Origin of the sequence: Robertmurraya massiliosenegalensis JC6 (assembly GCF_000311725.1) — a bacterium.
Lineage (GTDB): Bacteria > Bacillota > Bacilli > Bacillales > Cytobacillaceae > Robertmurraya > Robertmurraya massiliosenegalensis.
In genome coordinates, this window is record NZ_HE978519.1 from 93905 (window position 1) to 110456 (window position 16552).

Consider the following 16552-nt stretch of genomic DNA (forward strand, 5'->3'; position numbering starts at 1 on the left):
CCCTCCCTATTTTTAAAACGGTAAAGCTCCTTCCTCTTTGCCAGGCCATGAAATAGTACTCTTGTGACCTATGAAATTGTAAAAATCACAACGAAACCCTCGATTTTCTTTTTTAGGTAGATCCATTAATAGAGCAACACCATTTTTTTGATACATCCAAATGATATTAGTGAATCTCTCGAAATCAACTAAAACAATGGAATCTTTGTGAGCTTCATATATTCCATATATACAGTTTCCTGCTACTTCATGAGTTGCTGAAACAATATATTGGTGTAACTCAGAATCCGTTGTTTCGATAAATGTTCCTTTAATCTTCACAAGCATCCATCCCACTCCCACGAATGATTTTTTTTGCATTAAAATGGAAAGTCGATCTTTTTTATGAGTTCGTTTACTTCTGCAATAATTGATTCCCAATCCATTCAAAACCCTCCTAAAAAATCAAGCGAGTAGTCTTAGACTAACTCGCTTGATTTTGTTGATTAGTATCCTGCAAATTTGACTGAATAAAAGATAGGTTCGCTTTCTTCAGTAATTCTTTTTCATTTCTTTCAATGGCTGCCAAAACAAGTAATGCAATATACGCATTTTTCCCTCCTTTGGACAGCATAGACTGATAAAACTTTCTACAAGGAGTATTCATTATAAATACCCCTTTTCTTTGAGAGAGACGAATTGATTATCACCAATAATAAGACTATCCAACAATTCGATGCCTACGTATTTTCCGACTTCGGCTAATCTTTTTGAGACATCAATATCTTCTCTACTCGGAGACGGAGACCCACTAGGATGGTTATGACAAACCAAAATTGAGGCAGCTCCTTTTTGTATAGCAAAGCGATACACCTCGCGCGGGTGAACGATGCTTGCATTTAAACTTCCTTTAAATACTTCACTTTTGCCGATTACCTTATTTTTAGTATCAAGAGCTACGACAATAAAAACTTCTTGTTCGAAAAACTTTGTATACATTAAGGCATTGGCAGCATCCTCAGGGGATCTAATGACTGTATCATCTGGAAGGCTCATTCCATTTAGTTTTTTAGCAAATAGAATACTAGCGAATAATCGTTCTGCCATTGATTTAGAAAATCCCATATTTACAATTTCTACTTCCGTAAGGTTCAATATTTCTCTTACTGATAAAGAAGAAATTTTATGACAGGATTTTGAATCGGCTGATTTCCCGATGATTAACGCTAATGCTTCTGCAATTCCTGTTTGTTGCTCGCCGTAGTATGAAATCTTTTCTCTAGCAATCTCTAAAAATGACTTTTGCTCACTATTTATAGATAATTGAACGCTCATTTATATATCTCCTTTCCACACTCGACTACCGAAGTGGCAGTCAGAATGTGCCACCTCGATTTTGAGGGGAAAATAGATTTTATTTTTTTAGAAACTAATTAACTTTTCATCGTGTTTTCTAAAATACTGAACACGTTTTTTTAATAGATTATCAGAGTTCAAAGGAAATTGAATTAATATCGCAGGGTGACGATAGACTGGTACACTCCCATGCTTGAGAATGTGATTGATCATTTCTTCGCCTCTAGCAACAAATAGAAATTGTCCTGTTCTCCCATAAAGCAAATTTGTATTTAACATGTTTGTTCTACCGTATATTTCCTCGATGTCCTTATGCGGTATACAAGAGCCTACACGCAATTTGTTATATTTCATGTAGTAGTGATGATGAACGGGAATGTCAAATAGTAAATTTGTAAAAACCTTTGCTTTCTTTTTAGGTAGTAATCGCATCAACATATGTTAACCCTCCTATTTAGCTTGCTTTACTTTGAACATTTTGACGTACCATTTCATGAATGGTAATTTCCCCATTCTTTAAGCCAATGGTTAAAGTTATTTGTTCACTGAAAGCAGAAATTGTTAATGCATAGATAAAACCGCAAGTATCGCAACATTCCATGAATGTTCCACGCTGTTTTAAAGCTTGCAAAAACTCACTCTTCTTTGCATTGAAATAACCTTGTAGTTTACGTCCTAAATAAGAAAGGTTGTTGTTGCTAGATTTGATCTTCTCCATATTTTTAGTCACTCTAACGTAACATTGGGCAAAGCCCTTGATGTTGCTAGAGCTTCCTCCCTTCGTTTGTTTAGAATGAATTAATCTTTCTTTTTACTTTTAAATGAGTGATTAATTCTCACCTCTGCATATTGAGAAATAACATTTTCACCCCAACCCAATTTTTTTTGGTCGCTTGCTGTAAAACTAAGATACTCCCAAGGATTCTTTCCTTCTATTGCAATCATTTCAGCAAATGAACGTTTTGCTTCGGTTGCCCATTTGTACGATTGGGAAGGAAATTTGTCCCAAACAACATCCCCAGCTTCAACAGCTCCATTCAATTCAACATATAGTTTTAAATGCTCTTTCATTTTTTTAAGTCCAGCATCAAGATAAGCAATCTTTTCAGCTAGAGCTTGAGCATCCTCTAAAGTCATATCTTTTGGATTAGAAAGTGATATCTTTTTATTTTCAGTTGCGTTGGTCATTAAATAATCCCTCCAATGATATAATTTTCATTTTTTAGTAAGCAGTTCGCTGCAAAAGAACAGTGTTTACAATGAGGATTTGGTTTAAAAGGGAAGAGTGTTTCAATTGGTTCCCCTTTATCCATTAACTCCAATTTATCCTCGATTTCTGTTGCTGTTTTTTCAGCCCATGCTCTTGCATTTTCCATATCTGAAATCGTAAAGGTCTGTCTTTCTCTCGCTCTTTTGAAGTAGCGTAAAAAGAAGAGATCCCCGACAATATTCTCTGTTTTGAATAGTTCTGATAATGCCCAGGCATATAGAGATAATTGTTTTGTATCAGCAGGTTTATATTTAACACGATTGGACTTCCAATCAAGAAATTCAACCGTACCAAATATTTCTCTGACCAAATCAATATAACCCTGTATAAATGGTGCGTTTGGGTCATCAGAAAGAGGTAGTTTGAAGTATTTTTCTACTTCCACTCCTTCTTTCAATCCTTCACCTTTTTGAATAGGAGCTTTCTCAACCAACGCTCTTAATTCAGCATGATCTAGAACTAATTCACTTTCCATATCAGCTATTAATAAGGCTTCATCTAAATTAGAGCCAGTAAGAATTAACTCAATGGCTTTATGAATAGCCTTTCCGAATGCTAATGGTAAAGTCGTAGGTTCAAACTCCTCCGCAATATACCGTAAATAAAAACGATATGGACATTCTTCATAAAGAGTTAGACGAGAGAAGGAATATACCATCTGAGCCATTTATTTCCTCCTTTCTTTTAGAGGAGAATTTTTAGAAATAAAAAAAGAGCATTTTACAATTCAGTTGAATTTAAAATACTCTTTTCGTTTATTTAGCCTGCTTATATTTTTGATTCACATACTATAATGGTTGTCAGAACGGTAGTTCGTCATCACTGATATCAATATTTCCTCCACCAGCAAAAGGATCTTCATCTATTCGGAAAGAGCCTTGATTTCCATTTCTGTTGCTAGTACTATTTCCATTATTATTAGCGTTTTTAGGTTCTAGAAATTGAACACTATCACAAATTACTTCGGTAACAAAGACACGTTTACCATCTTGTCCTTCGTAATTGCGTGTTTGTATACGACCATCAACACCCGCAAGGCTTCCTTTTTTCAAGAAATTGGCTACATTCTCTGCAGGACGACGCCAAATGACACAGTTAATGAAATCTGCTTCTCGTTCCCCCTGCTGATTAGAAAAATTTCTGTTTACAGCAAGAGTAAATGTAGCAACAGGCACACCGTTTGGTGTATATCTCAACTCAGGATCTTTCGTTAATCGTCCAACGAGAACTACACGATTCATCATTAAAATCATCCAACCCTTCTATTATCATTCTTATTTTTTTGATTATATTGACTGAAAGCAAAGACCACATAAACTAGAGCATTGGCTAATTCATTGTTTTCTTTTCTTGCAATCAATAACGCTGAAACAGCAATCTCACGCGCTTCCAATGCCCAACTTTTCCACTCTGAAGATGAATACATTTCCAATACATCTTCTAGTAAGTTTGGAACTTGGGAATCTAAAGCTTGTTTTTTGATATTCTCGCAAATTAACTGATATTTCTTTGATTCAATACCGATAAGCAATTTGGCAAAGGCTAGAATACGTTGAGAATGGACATGAGCCTTCCAATCAGCGAAAACATTTTCTAAAGAACGTTTATATTCATCGTTATGTTTACGTTTGATTTCATCCCAATTTATTGCCTTTAATTGCTTTGGACTTAGAAGTTCTGCGGGGTGATACTTTTTCTTGATATCACCGAAATACTTCAGTCTCACTTCTTCATAAGAATTACCAGTTACTAAACTTTCAAATTGAAGAACACCACCATATTCTTTGCAATACCAACATTTAAAGACATTTTTATCGGGATTTAGGCTTAGATAAAATTTCTTTGGATTGTTAGCATCAGCTAAGCAAAAAGGACACTTACACATGACTTCCTTTTTGTTCAACGAGCGTTCATTGAAAGTTAATTGATTTTCTCTAGCTACATCAATGATGGAAGGTAACACTTTAATCACCTACCTATGATATTTTTAGACCTGGATCATTTCGGGTTTAAGCACAATGTGTTCACGCTTATATTGAATGGAGTAGTCTTGATGAGTATTCCATTCCTGAATGAGATAATTTGCTGCTACTGTATGTTCACAGTGCTTATCTGCAGAGTCCTCATTTTGTTTACAAGCATGTTTAATTGTATAAACCGATCCATTTTTTTCAATGGCAACAACTACACTTCCATGACAAGAAGAATCAGAAGGAACAACAAAATAAAATGTTGTCCCTATACTAAAAGTAGCTCTAATCATACTGCTTTCCCACCAACATCTAATAGATAGTTGTATCCATTTTCAGTTATATACTTTAATAGATAGGTTTGTGGGTTCTCGATACTCGTTTCGACTTCATCTAGTTTCAAAATGACTTCTTCTTGATTCGTAAGTATTATGAAACGAGATCCATCTTCTGCTTCAACAGCTACTTTTGCAACTATTTGTCCAGAAGCTGGCGATTTAGCCATTTTAATATCAAGTACACTTAATGCAGTATAGTCGTTTGGCTCCTGCTCCGTAGTAGGTTCGTCTGTTACTAATTCAGTTTCTGTAGTTTCCTCATTTTCAGGTTCTACTTGCTTAGTAGCTTCAGACTTTTCTTCCTTTTTAACAGGATTATTATCGACTGGTTTCGATTGAGTTTTTTCTTTTACTTCTTTTTCTTCTTCTTGTTTTTTCGGTTGTTCCGTTTTTACCTTCTTTTCTTGTGTCTCACTAGAGGATTTTTGAGTGTTTTTCTTTGGAGTTTTATTTTCCTCTTTCACAGGCTCTTTTTGAGGTTGAGTAGATGGTTCGTCCATTTCAACAATTGGCAAATCGTTTAATCCGATTTCTTCGGCTGCAACAACCCCGCCTAATGGAAATTGTCTACGAAGGGCAGTAACTTCAGCTACTTTTAAAATCATAGCTGACGGTCTATCATCCCACACAGCATTTCTTCCGTTTTGACTGGCAGCATTCGCTTTCCAATTTTCTTCAAAGTCAACAAACACTGGTAATCGACCTCTTGTTTTGTGTTCGGCAATTGCCCACGCTCCAAGAATATTCCCTCTTTTAGTACCGAAACGGTGTTCAATAGAACCATCGACAGTGTTCATCTGAAAATGATCCCCTTCTTTAACAACGTTCCCAATGACTTTTACGTAATTTTGATCACGCATTGCTACTTTCAAATAAGCATCACGAGTCACTATAAAGTTCACTACTGGACCTGACTTCGTTTCATAACGATTGAAAACAATATCGTTAAGTAACGGATTCAATCCATACTGCTCACAAACTTCCATGAACATTAGTGCGTCATCGGCTGTACCTTTTTTTGGCTGTACTTTTGTTCTCCAAATTAAACTCTTTTGCTCCTCAGTAAATTGAATCGCTTTTTCCATTGAAACCCTCTCCTTGTAAAAAGATTTTTTAAATAAAAAAAGCAGGTTTCAGTCAAAAAGACCGAAACCCGCTTAATTTTTTGCAACGCATAAAAATAAGACCTACAGCATCTCATATCATATAAAATAATTAGAGTGTATACGTCTTGTGCGTTAAAACTATATAATTGTTCTCTATCCCTTAAAATCAGGAATAAAGTCTTTTGCTCTAGCATTTCCGCTAGAATTACCTAGTTTCTCCCAGCACAATAAATGGAGGAGTATAAAGGCTAACTGTCAAAGACAGTTTTTTATGAAGGTGCTTTCGCAAAAATCCTTCTACCCAGTTTCATTCAGCTCTTGTTAAGAACAAGGGAAAGTATAAGGGTTAAAAATTTTAATAAAGCTATATGTATATATTAGCATATCAAAAAGAAGAAAAAAGAAAATTTAGGAAAAATTTAATAGAGAAGTATAAAATAGATTTATAAATAAAAGAACGTTCATACTTTTTCTAGGAGTGGTTTAAATGATCCCATTATCTAATGGTCAAATTGAAAGGGCTGCAGTTACTTCTATAAATACTGAAGCGAATAACTATAGTCTGATTCCAAATATTCAAGTAGGTGATAAAGGTATTTCCTTTGATGGTGATATATCCGTGATGAGCGATATATCGGAAAAAACAAGCTCTCTATTGGGGAGAGTGCCCGTACAAATCAAAGGAAAATATGTTGATAATTTTACAAAAGGTAATCGAGATTATCCGGTGAAGTTGGACGATTTAAGGAATTTTTATGATAGCAATGGAGCTATATATTTTGTGGTTGAAGTAGATCAAAACATGGACACTAAAATATTTTATAAGCATTTACTCCCGACAGAATTGAGATTACTTATTATTGAATATGGAAAGCAAGGTAAAAGAAAGTTGATATTTCGCCCTTTATCAGAAACTAACTTGTATAGGATCTGCTTAGGTTTTCTGAAAGAGTCGAAAAAACAGGCGCCAATTTTAATAGAAAGTAATCTACATAATAAAGAAGACTTTACTTCATTTCACATTACGAGTCTAACATTCGACCCAACGAAAGAAGAAACTAGTGATATTTTTGAACATGATTTTATATTCTATGGAAAATATAATGAATTGGAATTGTCTGTTCCAATAGGCGTTGTTAGGATTACAGCTGAATTCAGTCAAAATAGGGAAACAGTCATAGTAGATGGGGAAAAAAATGAAGTAAACATTGAGGTCAAAAGAAACAAAGAAAAAGTAACTATGCTACTTGAAGACTCTTTAGAGTTGGAATTTCTGGGTAACAAGAAATTTAATTTTAAATTCTATCGTTTTAAATCTATTAGTACTCAACTTAGAGTTTTGCCAATCTTAAAATCAATTCTAGATGGTCAAAAAGTATCATTTGTTAAAGAAAGTATTTTTATAGAAGGAGCTAAGCCTACTGATAAAAAGTGGATAGGAAGAATTAAAGATTTATATGATTTATTTTGTGAATTACAAAGTGCGTTCACATTGTTAAATTTATCAAATAATATTGAATTTAAAGTAGAGAATGATAACAACAAAACACTTAGAGAAATTGAGATATTTACAGATGTAGTTTTGAGAAACGATTTAAGGAGGATTAACGTTAAGGAACAACCGAATGTTGGATTTATTTCATATACTTTGTGTGGGATTTATTTAGTCTTATTTTATAATTCCAAGTCAGAACAACATATAATTAATGGGTTTTCAGAGAATTTATTAAAAAAAGAAACTAGAGTTGAAATCAATGAAGAAGTTTATCCATGTAGTCCTTATATCCAGCTATCAAAAGATGTCCTTACATCAAGCCAAAACTTAAATATAGATATTATAAAATCTAGTTTTTTAAAGCTTGATGATTTTATAAATGAACAATTATTTGGCCCTATAAATTATTTTTGTTTATTATGTATTGAAGCTTTTGATGAAAATCAAAATATTGAACTATTAAAATTAGCTGAATATATTTATGGAAAATATAAAAAGGGTTTAGAAAAAGACTCTTATAGGATTTTAAGAATTAATCAATTACAAGTGCAACTTAGGCTGAATGGTACTCTAGATGAATTAGAAATAGAGGAATTAATTAATATGAAATCTTCCAATTCGGCAGATATGGAGGTTCAATTTTGTACAAATGTGTTGTTAGGAAGCAAAAAAGAGGCAGAATTCTTTTTTGGTAAACTCGATATTTCTATTCAAACAACTTACAAAGAATATCCTATTTACCATTTATATAATAACTTATAATGGACTTTATTATATTGTACCCCCCTTATAAAAAGGGGGATTTTTTAACGTACTGCATTAGATGTTTCAATAGTTGTGATTCTATCTTCTGTATTCTTTTCGAGTAACCATTCTCCACCATTATAAACATAGAACATTTCATCAAATGGCTTATCCAAATCGCTATCGGTAGTCATCCTAACCTTGCAATTTACTAGGAATTCATTTAGTTCTTGCCCATGGTTGGCATTTTCTTTAATAAAAATGAATCGTTCTCTAGGAGAATAAAATTTTAGGGTGTGAAGGATTTCTTGCACGTTTCCTCTTTCGATCAATACATGAAATTTTTTGTTATTCCTTATGAAAGCAGCAACAAATGGTTTTACTGAAGGAATAATAGAAACTCTTTGGCCATCTCTTTTGAATTTTGTTATTAGTTGAAAAAAGATTAATCTCTGAAGAATATCGGAGATGGTAAAATCTCTCCATTCTGTTATTGGCATCCTATCTTTCATCATTTCGACTGAAGTAGGTCCGAGTGTGAAAATAGGAATTTCCTGCTTGTTTCTTATGAGATTATGTCTTATTAATTTACCCGTTGAGCATAGCTTTGAAATTTTTCGATTGTCACCATTTAAAAACAAATTTTTTAGTTGTAGAGAACTAATTACTCCTACATTTGCAAGAGTAGGCAATAATTCATCTTCTACTTTACCGTTCCAGTTCATCGCATTTTCGTGTACTCTGTCATTTTCTTGCCATTTTATAGTCCATTCATGTCTTAATGAAAAAGGACTTAGTTGGGCATCCATTAGGTTCTTATCCTAATTTTCTAATAATCTTTGCTCGAATATGCTGAGTTTTCGGTTGAATTTCTAAGAGTCGAATTAATACTTTATCCCCTTTTTTGAACTTATCGAACTTCAAATGAGGAGCTAAAGCATCGACATTTCCACGAATGTTAATGAACACACCAAATTCGGCGATTCCTGTAATGATACCAGAATATTCCCCTTTTACTCGTAAATGCTTTGCGATATCGTCCCACATATTTTCTTTTAAAGCCTTTGCACTTACTTTTACTTCTTTTTTCTCTACATCCACAGATAGGATTTTTACGTGCATGTGATCTCCTGCTTTTAGTTCGTCACGAAGATCGTTAAAGAATTTATGATCATATTCTTCAGCACCCATTTTAACAGTGACTCCACCAATTTCGAGTTTAACTGTTTTCATTCGAACATCACGTACAACAGCAATAACATCTTGGCCCTTTTTAAGTCTTTTCCAAGTAGTCTCTTGCATCTGTTTTAATGCTTCTTTACGAGAAGCTACAAACTGTTCTTCTTCTCTAAGTAAATTGGTTACCTTAAATACAACTTTTGAGCCTATTAAGCTTCTGAATTGATTGATGTTTTTAATTTCTTCTCCAGCTTCTTGCATCGGTAAGTAACCATTTACAAATCCTACTTGAACGATTCCGTATGTTTTATCTGACTCTGGTGACTCAATACCGATTAATTCACCTTGCAAAATGGTGCCATTCTGACGTGCTGCATAAATCTCTTGCCAATCTTCGGATGTGTCCAAAGAATTGTTACGAGTTGCTTCAACAGCTTTTTTCGGATCATATCCTTCTACTAATACACTTAATGCTTGTTCTGCCATAATTTCATTTCCTCCTAGTCATTCTCTAATTTTTTTTATTACCAAAAAGTATCATCTATTCCCGCAGTATGACTATCGGTATGGGGATTGATACCTTTCTGTACTTGTTTTTGTGGTGGTTCTGCTTGTTCTTTTGGTTTATTTTTTACATCTTTCTTCTTTTTAGAAATATCGAACACGATAGGTGAAACTGGTGCGCTATCTATTTTTACTTCTTTTTCTTCTTTTGGTTGCTCTGATGATTCTTTCTTATTTGATTTATCTGTTGAGATATTATCGACTGGATTCTGATTTTCGATAGTTGGAGTGTGGATAGATACACTAGGTTTATTGTGTGCTTCTGCTTCTCCAGCATCTTCAAACGGATTGATAGAGAAAACCTCTTGTGCATGTTTTCTTCTAATTTCCGATTCTTCTAGTCGCTTTTGCTTTACTGCGTACTCAGCTCTCCCTTTCCAGTCAAAAATAGGAGGTTTTTTATAGCTGTTTAACGCTAATTCTTCTTTCTCTAATTCTTCTTTCCAATTTCTAGGGACAAATTCGCCTACTGCAATGCCTGGTTCTCTAGGAGTTCCATTGTCGAGCAATTTATGGATGTAATGAAAACGTGGTAAACCATCCATTAAAAAAGTAGAATAAAATCGCTGTTTTTCTTCTTCGGAATCCCTATAATGTTTAGGTAAAATATTCTCCAGTATTCCTCCGCTAAACATTCTTTCTCGTTGACGAATCAGATTTTTCCCCATGATTTTGGACACTTCTTCTGCATCTTCGTATTCCAAACCACCAAAGACGATTTTATTTCTTGTGCTTGTTAGGATTGATCTTTTCATTGCTTTTGCAGAAAGAGTTCCACTTTCTAACTCAAGTTGTCCTAATGACTGGATCGCTGCTATGAGAGCTACACGATATTCTGCTGCAACGGATAAAAATCTTTCTACATCAGGGTTAATATAGCGTGAGTATTCATCAATAATTAAATAATGTGGAACTCTTGTTCTTTCAGTGCCACCCCGTCTAAATGAAGCTAGTTGTAAATGCATTGTGAGAAACATTCCAAATGCATCGCCGCTCTTTCCGAGTTTGGCCAATGATGTATTTGCTGCAAGAATTCCACCTTTTTCAAAATGCTCGTCCAAGTCTATATCTGATTTGCCAGTCACGATTGCTCTTAAACGTTCGTTTGAAGTTATATTTTCGAGTTGAGCTCTTAATCCGACTATAAACTGTCTATATTTTTCAGACATTTTTCCTTTTCCAAGTAATTCATTATCAAAAAATTGTACAAGGTCATTTGTTCCTTTTGCAGCTCTTAACTTTTCAACATTCGTTTGTAAGATGGTTACATCTCGAAGGTTAGCCAGGACATCCATAATGTCCATACTGTCCCCATATAACTCTTTTAAGAGTAACGTTACTTTTCTGCTTGAAAGCTCCTGGACGGTAGCAAAGAATGCCTCTTGTTTACCAAACAATGATTTTAAAACTGCTACGGTTGCTTCAGCTACATCAGATGTATCGCCTTTCATCACGTTAATACGATTTGTTTCATTTGGATAAAGTGGGTCAATGTAAACTAATTGGTCTGACAATCCCATTTCTTCAGCCATTTCTTTCACCATTCGAGCAACATCACCTTTAGGCTCAATGACGCTCAAACCTACTGGAATTCCCCTTCTTTTGGCTTTTAGAATTTGATAGATTAATGGCTTTAGAATTTGAGAGGTTTTCCCGCATCGTGTCGGCCCTACTACAAGAGTATGGGTAAACGGATCGTCCCCTCCCCAATGAATTATGTTTGATATATCTTTTTTTTGACTATTTTTGTGGGTTTTGGTCATATTCATTACGTTGCAATATAACCTCCTTACCTAGTACAAAATCGAGTGCATTTTTCTCCTCAACTTTACTTTTTTCTTCTTGGATTTCTACAAATGCAAATTGAAAGGCTAGTTTTTTGGAATAACCTTTTTCTTTATGGTACTTTCTAGCTTTTTTTAATAAGGTGATTAGAAGTTTTATCTTCTCCTCTATGCTTACTTTCGGGAGTTCCTCTTCTACTTTTTCATTTTTGATACGAACTTCATAGTGTTTTTGACCTTCTTTCCAGTAATAGAAAATGACCATTACAATAAAGGATAGAATTACCCCCATTATGTTCGTGACAAATGATATGAGTGATATATAAAACTCTAAATATTGACCCAAGCCGATAAATACTGCATTTGTGATTAGTGCAATACCGATTATTCCTTTGTTCCCATGTAGATATTTTCCTAATAAATACGCACCTATTAGCAAATAGATAATAGAAATCCCTATTGAAATATAAGGATGATAAATAATCGCTGATTCAAATGCGAATAAGTATACGCTGATGATTAGAATTGTTAAAGATGAATTTGAGACAAGTAATCTTATACTTCACCCCTCCACTTCTATTGAGTGAGCATGTTATTTTTCTTTTTCCTGTTAAGATAATTCTCTACAAATGCTAAATCTTCCCCATTTAAAGATAGTTTTAAAGATAAGATAAAGAGTAAGTCATCGTTCGCTACTTCTGCGAACAACATTGTAATATCTTCTTGTATGTTTGAATCTAAATCATCTAGTTGCTCCACAATAATCGGATCAATACCGATTTTAATAAGGTGCTCTCTAAGAAGTAGGTAGGAATTTGGCTGCAATCACTTCCCCCCTTTCGAAAAATTGATATGTTACTTAACATCAGATTAGCAAATATCAAGTCTTACAGAGTGCCAATAATTTAAAGAATAAAAAAACACCCCCTTATAAAAGAGAGTGTTATAAATCAACGTTTAAAATTATAAAAGATTAGTTTAAATAGAGAAAATGAAAGTGAAAATGGACAAGAACCCATGCCACATAATCTTAAACACAAGCACGCCCATAAAGAAAGCTATAATGTAACCAAGAACTTTATCATAAAGAAATGACAGTAAAACGATTGTTGTCTTTACTGGTTGAAATTGCCCGATTCTCTTTTTAAGGATGTTGCCTTCCAACTCATGTAGTATAACTTTATCCAATATTTTCAATAAAACTACAAACCCTAGTAGCCATGCAAGAGAACCAAAAGTTGATGCGTAGTTATTAGGTCCGAATAGTTTGAAATCCATATATTGATAGTCCCAAGTAATAGGGAATGTTACAACTTTTAGAAATCCCCAAATCTTTGAAAATTCAACTCCAGAAATTGCATAAATGGAGAATAAAATAAATCCAACAAATCCATAGAATAAGACAGCACCACAACCAGCACCATTATTCTTGTCATCTTTAGTTGCTTTTTCAATAATCTCCCCCGCAACCCATCCAGTAGCAAAATCGTTCATTTCTTTATTGTTCATGGTTAACACCTGCCTTTCTTTACCATAAAGTTTAAACGGACAGAAACATACAAACAACCTTTTTTTAAAGGTTTTCTATCCTTTATATTATTATAACACGACACATATAATGTGTCAACTATATGTAGTGGTTTATGTTTTATTGTAACCTATATCTAGTTACCTATGTAATTTTGACTTACAAAATGTGTCATGTTATACTTTATATAATAAATTGCATTAACATAAGGCTTTCTTTCCTTACGAAATAGAATGTAAAGAGAGGATGATAAATATGATTGAAGGTTATCCATTACACTGGCCGAAAGGTTGGATACGAACGAAGTCTCCTATCTCTTCTAGGTTTGATACAACAATGTTTTCAGCTCGTGATGGGCTGATAAATGAAATTCGATTATTAGGAGTGAAGAAATGGATAAAGAGGAAAAGAAAGAGTTTGCACGTTTGAAAAAAAGAACATCAAAGTTAATTAACAAAGTTGATGATAAATGTTTGGAATTTACAAACATTGAAGTAGCAACTATATCAAAAGTTGGTCATGCTGAATCTATGAAAGATATTTCTTGGTTAGTTATGCATCAAATGGATCTCATTTTTGATAAATATAAAATCCGTTAATGCCGATTTTCTGATAATTTATTGATTAATTTAGACGAAGACGGAAGTTATTCAGGAACACTCTTAGAACCAAAAGAAAACTAATAAGCTAAGTAGCCTATTAACCTTTTACGAAACTTATATACTGCATAATCGTAATGATAATTAAAGAAATTATTAGGAGGAAAAATTATGTGGAGTACAGTTCAATTCATTTTTTATTTTGCCATATTAATTTCCGTTTTTTATTTTTTTGTATTTAGAAAAGTTATAAAGATAAAACATCATACTACTCCTGCACTATTAATAGGATTAACATTAGCAGCCATTGGTTTAGTTGTAATATTCGCTTATTTCGCTTATGATGCATCTTTTGCGAATGGTTTCTCCATTTCCAAAACTTTAGAAGCAATAAGTAGGCCTTTTAACTTGGATTTTTGGAGCAATTCACATGACGGTTCGCCTTCTTCTTTTAAAGATAAAGTTTCGCAAGACGTTACATTTTTAATAAAGTCGTTAACAATTATGATACTGATCTCTGCAATAATATTTTTTTTACCGTTGTTCTCTAGGAAAAATAAAGATTAATGAGTAAGCTGATGTACTCATTAATCTTTATGATGCATTCATCTTGCTATAATTTGCAAATCAAATAATAGATATGTAGATGATCAACATAAGACAAATATAGCGAATTGATAAATAGATTCGTTTAAGACTATTTAAGGGGCAGAAAGGTTGAGGGGAAAATGACACGCAATGGGATATTGAAACCTATTGAGGAAAAAATAGATCAGTGGATATATTACGAAAGTAATAATCCTAAAATTCGGTACAAAGGAAATGAAAAACTACATGATAATTTTAGAAAAGAAAATGATTTAGATTGTCAATTAACCGATGGCGATTTAAAAGCAGACACAATCTTTTCTTTGTGGTTACCATTAAGATTTTCATTAGTAAGACTTAATGGATATTCAATTTTAAACAAAATAGGTAATATGAATGATAAATTGGCTTTTTTAAATGAGTTTATTAAGCACGATATAGAAAAATTTCTCCCAGTTAATGAAGCCATAGTTGAAAAACTGTCAGAATTATTTTGTCGAGGGATGAAAAGAGAAAATGTAATGATTTTGCCCCACAATAGCTCAATAAATTCTAAACGTGGTTTACCCCCATATTATGATTATATGCCACATTTTCTTCATGAATGTTTTCAAGGTGGTTCTTTTGCTAAGGCTATGTATTTTAGTAATGATGATGAATTGGTTGAATGGATTGAAACTCAACACTTGAAGATGTTTTTTGAGAATGAAGAAATAAAAAAATCTGCGATTAAAGACTTATCTGGAAGTGGCAATGTGAAAAATAATATTCCGAAGAACCTGGAGGTAATGTTGAAGAACTATATTGATGTGCTTAAGGTAAGAGAAGAGTTCATTTGATAATTTATTTATTTAAGGAGTGTTACACCGATGATATATGTTCGATTGAATGAGCTATTGATTGAACATCAAAAACAGCATGGGCTGGATAAACCCTTGTCATTAAGGGAGCTGTCTGAACTTACAGAGATCCAGCGTGAGAGTTTACGAAGGTTTGCTGCTAATAAGATGGACCGATTACCAGTCGATGTGATCGAAAAAGTTTGTCTATACTTAAACTGTGATATTAATGAGTTGTTGGTCATAAAAAATGAAGGTAAATCCCCATCTTAAAAAAATGGGGATTTTAAACGTTCGTTTATTTCTTTACTAAATAAAACTTGCTTGGAAAATGTCTGTTTTGTGCAACTGCTGATGGATATACTTTCTTAGAATTCTTAAATTGAGTAAAAAGCATAGCATAATCATCAAATGCTATTCCTTTCTCACTGTAATCAAAGTTAGTTAACTCCAGATAGTTCCTTTTTTCATTACAATAGCTAGAAGGTGTTAAGGCATTGATAAAGTCTACACCAATATCCTCTCCTTTGCGAAAATCCGTTAATTCAGCAAACCAGTGTACTTTTTCATTCTCTAAGAAAAAAACTAAGACTCTGCCTTTTGCGAGTAGTTCTTCAACGGTCTTTTCACTAATATTTAGATTAGTGGGGAACAGCACCTCGTCATTCTTTTTGCAAAAATTAATGAAGTGTTGTAAGCTCATACCTTCAGCAGCTCGGTATTTTAGAGGATTGATCCTCAATACCAATACGTAAACACTCTCATTTTTACCAATTTTCTCATTAATCATCTTGACCACTCTCCTATTTACGTTGTAAGAAGAACTAATATTGTAGCCCCTCACATATCAAAGAGTTTTGATGAGTCAAAAGATCCGTAAATATAATTTTTTGAGACTTTTTTTCAAACTCGTAAAAAATGCTAATAAAAATCCAAGTTAAGAAACTGATAATGGGTAAATGGTTATATTGAGATATTTAAAGTAGAAATTTTTAAAGAACTGAAGAATATGAAGAAAAACGAACGTGAATTGTGTATGTATTGTGGTAAGTGGTATTCCCTAGAAACTATGACACCACTATTTGAGAGAGGAAAAACGTCTATAAAATACTACTGTGAAAGGTGTTATTTAGACGTTAAAGAGAATATCCGTTCTTTGCCCTGGTATGATTCCTATTCTTGGGGAGAAAAAGGACAAAGAAGGGATTAACTC

Annotated in this window: 23 protein-coding genes; 5 read left to right on the plus strand and 18 right to left on the minus strand. The window is 33.5% G+C overall.

The genetic code is table 11. From position 1 onward, the window contains the following. Positions 1 to 12: 12 nt before the first annotated feature. The 11 genes from BMSHG_RS23570 to BMSHG_RS28345 all read right to left on the minus strand — a co-directional run bounded on the left by BMSHG_RS23570 (position 13) and on the right by BMSHG_RS28345 (position 5998). Positions 13 to 327, minus strand: coding sequence for a hypothetical protein (locus BMSHG_RS23570; protein ID WP_148347033.1), 315 nt, complete (start codon positions 325 to 327; stop codon positions 13 to 15). 136 nt (positions 328 to 463) lie between these two features. Then, positions 464 to 646, minus strand: coding sequence for a hypothetical protein (locus tag BMSHG_RS23575; RefSeq protein WP_019156926.1), 183 nt, complete (start codon positions 644 to 646; stop codon positions 464 to 466). Further along, positions 646 to 1314 (minus strand): RadC family protein, encoded by a 669-nt coding sequence (gene radC, locus BMSHG_RS23580; protein ID WP_019156927.1) that lies wholly within the window; start codon positions 1312 to 1314, stop codon positions 646 to 648. The genes BMSHG_RS23575 and radC overlap by 1 nt, the downstream gene beginning before the upstream one ends. A gap of 87 nt (positions 1315 to 1401) precedes the next feature. Then, positions 1402 to 1773, minus strand: a complete 372-nt coding sequence (locus BMSHG_RS23585; protein ID WP_019156928.1) for a hypothetical protein — start codon at positions 1771 to 1773, stop codon at positions 1402 to 1404. 16 nt (positions 1774 to 1789) lie between these two features. After that, the gene (locus BMSHG_RS23590; protein WP_019156929.1) at positions 1790 to 2053 is read right to left on the minus strand and encodes a hypothetical protein; all 264 of its coding nucleotides are present in this window, start codon (positions 2051 to 2053) and stop codon (positions 1790 to 1792) included. An 80-nt stretch (positions 2054 to 2133) separates the two neighbouring features. Beyond that, on the minus strand, positions 2134 to 2523 hold the full coding sequence (locus tag BMSHG_RS23595) for a hypothetical protein (protein ID WP_019156930.1): 390 nt from the start codon (positions 2521 to 2523) through the stop codon (positions 2134 to 2136). Continuing rightward, entirely contained in the window at positions 2523 to 3272 is a 750-nt protein-coding gene (locus tag BMSHG_RS23600; protein WP_019156931.1) for a PD-(D/E)XK nuclease family protein, read from the minus strand. Before BMSHG_RS23600 ends, BMSHG_RS23595 begins: the two co-directional genes overlap by 1 nt. Before the next feature lie 133 nt (positions 3273 to 3405). Beyond that, positions 3406 to 3849, minus strand: a complete 444-nt coding sequence (ssb, locus tag BMSHG_RS23605) for a single-stranded DNA-binding protein (RefSeq protein ID WP_026073600.1) — start codon at positions 3847 to 3849, stop codon at positions 3406 to 3408. Positions 3850 to 3854: 5 nt separating this feature from the next. Next, positions 3855 to 4568 carry a hypothetical protein gene (locus tag BMSHG_RS23610; protein ID WP_019156933.1) on the minus strand — a complete coding sequence of 238 codons (714 nt, stop codon included), beginning with the start codon at positions 4566 to 4568 and terminating at the stop codon, positions 3855 to 3857. Positions 4569 to 4592: 24 nt separating this feature from the next. Continuing rightward, on the minus strand, positions 4593 to 4868 hold the full coding sequence (locus tag BMSHG_RS23615; RefSeq protein WP_019156934.1) for a hypothetical protein: 276 nt from the start codon (positions 4866 to 4868) through the stop codon (positions 4593 to 4595). Next, positions 4865 to 5998 carry a RecT family recombinase gene (locus BMSHG_RS28345; RefSeq protein ID WP_019156935.1) on the minus strand — a complete coding sequence of 378 codons (1134 nt, stop codon included), beginning with the start codon at positions 5996 to 5998 and terminating at the stop codon, positions 4865 to 4867. The genes BMSHG_RS23615 and BMSHG_RS28345 overlap by 4 nt, the downstream gene beginning before the upstream one ends. 508 nt (positions 5999 to 6506) lie before the next feature. Here BMSHG_RS28345 and BMSHG_RS23625 point away from each other — a divergent pair. Beyond that, positions 6507 to 8276 (plus strand): hypothetical protein, encoded by a 1770-nt coding sequence (locus BMSHG_RS23625; protein ID WP_019156936.1) that lies wholly within the window; start codon positions 6507 to 6509, stop codon positions 8274 to 8276. Positions 8277 to 8320: 44 nt separating this feature from the next. Here the strand turns inward: BMSHG_RS23625 and BMSHG_RS23630 are convergent, their stop codons facing one another. The 6 genes from BMSHG_RS23630 to BMSHG_RS23655 all read right to left on the minus strand — a co-directional run bounded on the left by BMSHG_RS23630 (position 8321) and on the right by BMSHG_RS23655 (position 13294). Continuing rightward, entirely contained in the window at positions 8321 to 9067 is a 747-nt protein-coding gene (locus BMSHG_RS23630; protein WP_019156937.1) for a hypothetical protein, read from the minus strand. A gap of 7 nt (positions 9068 to 9074) precedes the next feature. After that, on the minus strand, positions 9075 to 9923 hold the full coding sequence (locus BMSHG_RS26870) for a hypothetical protein (RefSeq protein ID WP_019156938.1): 849 nt from the start codon (positions 9921 to 9923) through the stop codon (positions 9075 to 9077). A 38-nt stretch (positions 9924 to 9961) separates the two neighbouring features. Beyond that, the gene (locus BMSHG_RS26875; RefSeq protein ID WP_019156939.1) at positions 9962 to 11770 is read right to left on the minus strand and encodes a type IV secretory system conjugative DNA transfer family protein; all 1809 of its coding nucleotides are present in this window, start codon (positions 11768 to 11770) and stop codon (positions 9962 to 9964) included. Continuing rightward, positions 11742 to 12224 carry a hypothetical protein gene (locus BMSHG_RS23645; protein WP_019156940.1) on the minus strand — a complete coding sequence of 161 codons (483 nt, stop codon included), beginning with the start codon at positions 12222 to 12224 and terminating at the stop codon, positions 11742 to 11744. The genes BMSHG_RS26875 and BMSHG_RS23645 overlap by 29 nt, the downstream gene beginning before the upstream one ends. A gap of 137 nt (positions 12225 to 12361) precedes the next feature. Further along, the gene (locus tag BMSHG_RS23650; RefSeq protein ID WP_019156941.1) at positions 12362 to 12610 is read right to left on the minus strand and encodes a hypothetical protein; all 249 of its coding nucleotides are present in this window, start codon (positions 12608 to 12610) and stop codon (positions 12362 to 12364) included. 153 nt (positions 12611 to 12763) lie between these two features. Then, a complete protein-coding gene (locus BMSHG_RS23655) occupies positions 12764 to 13294 on the minus strand; it encodes a hypothetical protein (protein ID WP_019156942.1) in 531 nt (176 codons plus the stop codon). Positions 13295 to 13705: 411 nt separating this feature from the next. Here BMSHG_RS23655 and BMSHG_RS23660 point away from each other — a divergent pair, with 411 nt between their 5' ends. From BMSHG_RS23660 to BMSHG_RS23675, 4 genes are all read left to right on the plus strand, one after another. After that, positions 13706 to 13912 (plus strand): hypothetical protein, encoded by a 207-nt coding sequence (locus BMSHG_RS23660; RefSeq protein WP_019156943.1) that lies wholly within the window; start codon positions 13706 to 13708, stop codon positions 13910 to 13912. Between the two features lie 171 nt (positions 13913 to 14083). After that, the gene (locus BMSHG_RS23665; RefSeq protein ID WP_019156944.1) at positions 14084 to 14479 is read left to right on the plus strand and encodes a hypothetical protein; all 396 of its coding nucleotides are present in this window, start codon (positions 14084 to 14086) and stop codon (positions 14477 to 14479) included. Positions 14480 to 14640: 161 nt separating this feature from the next. Then, positions 14641 to 15339 (plus strand): hypothetical protein, encoded by a 699-nt coding sequence (locus tag BMSHG_RS23670; protein ID WP_019156945.1) that lies wholly within the window; start codon positions 14641 to 14643, stop codon positions 15337 to 15339. Between the two features lie 30 nt (positions 15340 to 15369). Next, positions 15370 to 15612 carry a helix-turn-helix domain-containing protein gene (locus BMSHG_RS23675; protein ID WP_019156946.1) on the plus strand — a complete coding sequence of 81 codons (243 nt, stop codon included), beginning with the start codon at positions 15370 to 15372 and terminating at the stop codon, positions 15610 to 15612. Positions 15613 to 15637: 25 nt separating this feature from the next. On the opposite strand, the gene BMSHG_RS23680 is transcribed toward BMSHG_RS23675, so the two are convergent. Further along, on the minus strand, positions 15638 to 16129 hold the full coding sequence (locus tag BMSHG_RS23680; protein ID WP_019156947.1) for a hypothetical protein: 492 nt from the start codon (positions 16127 to 16129) through the stop codon (positions 15638 to 15640). Positions 16130 to 16552: the final 423 nt, after the last annotated feature.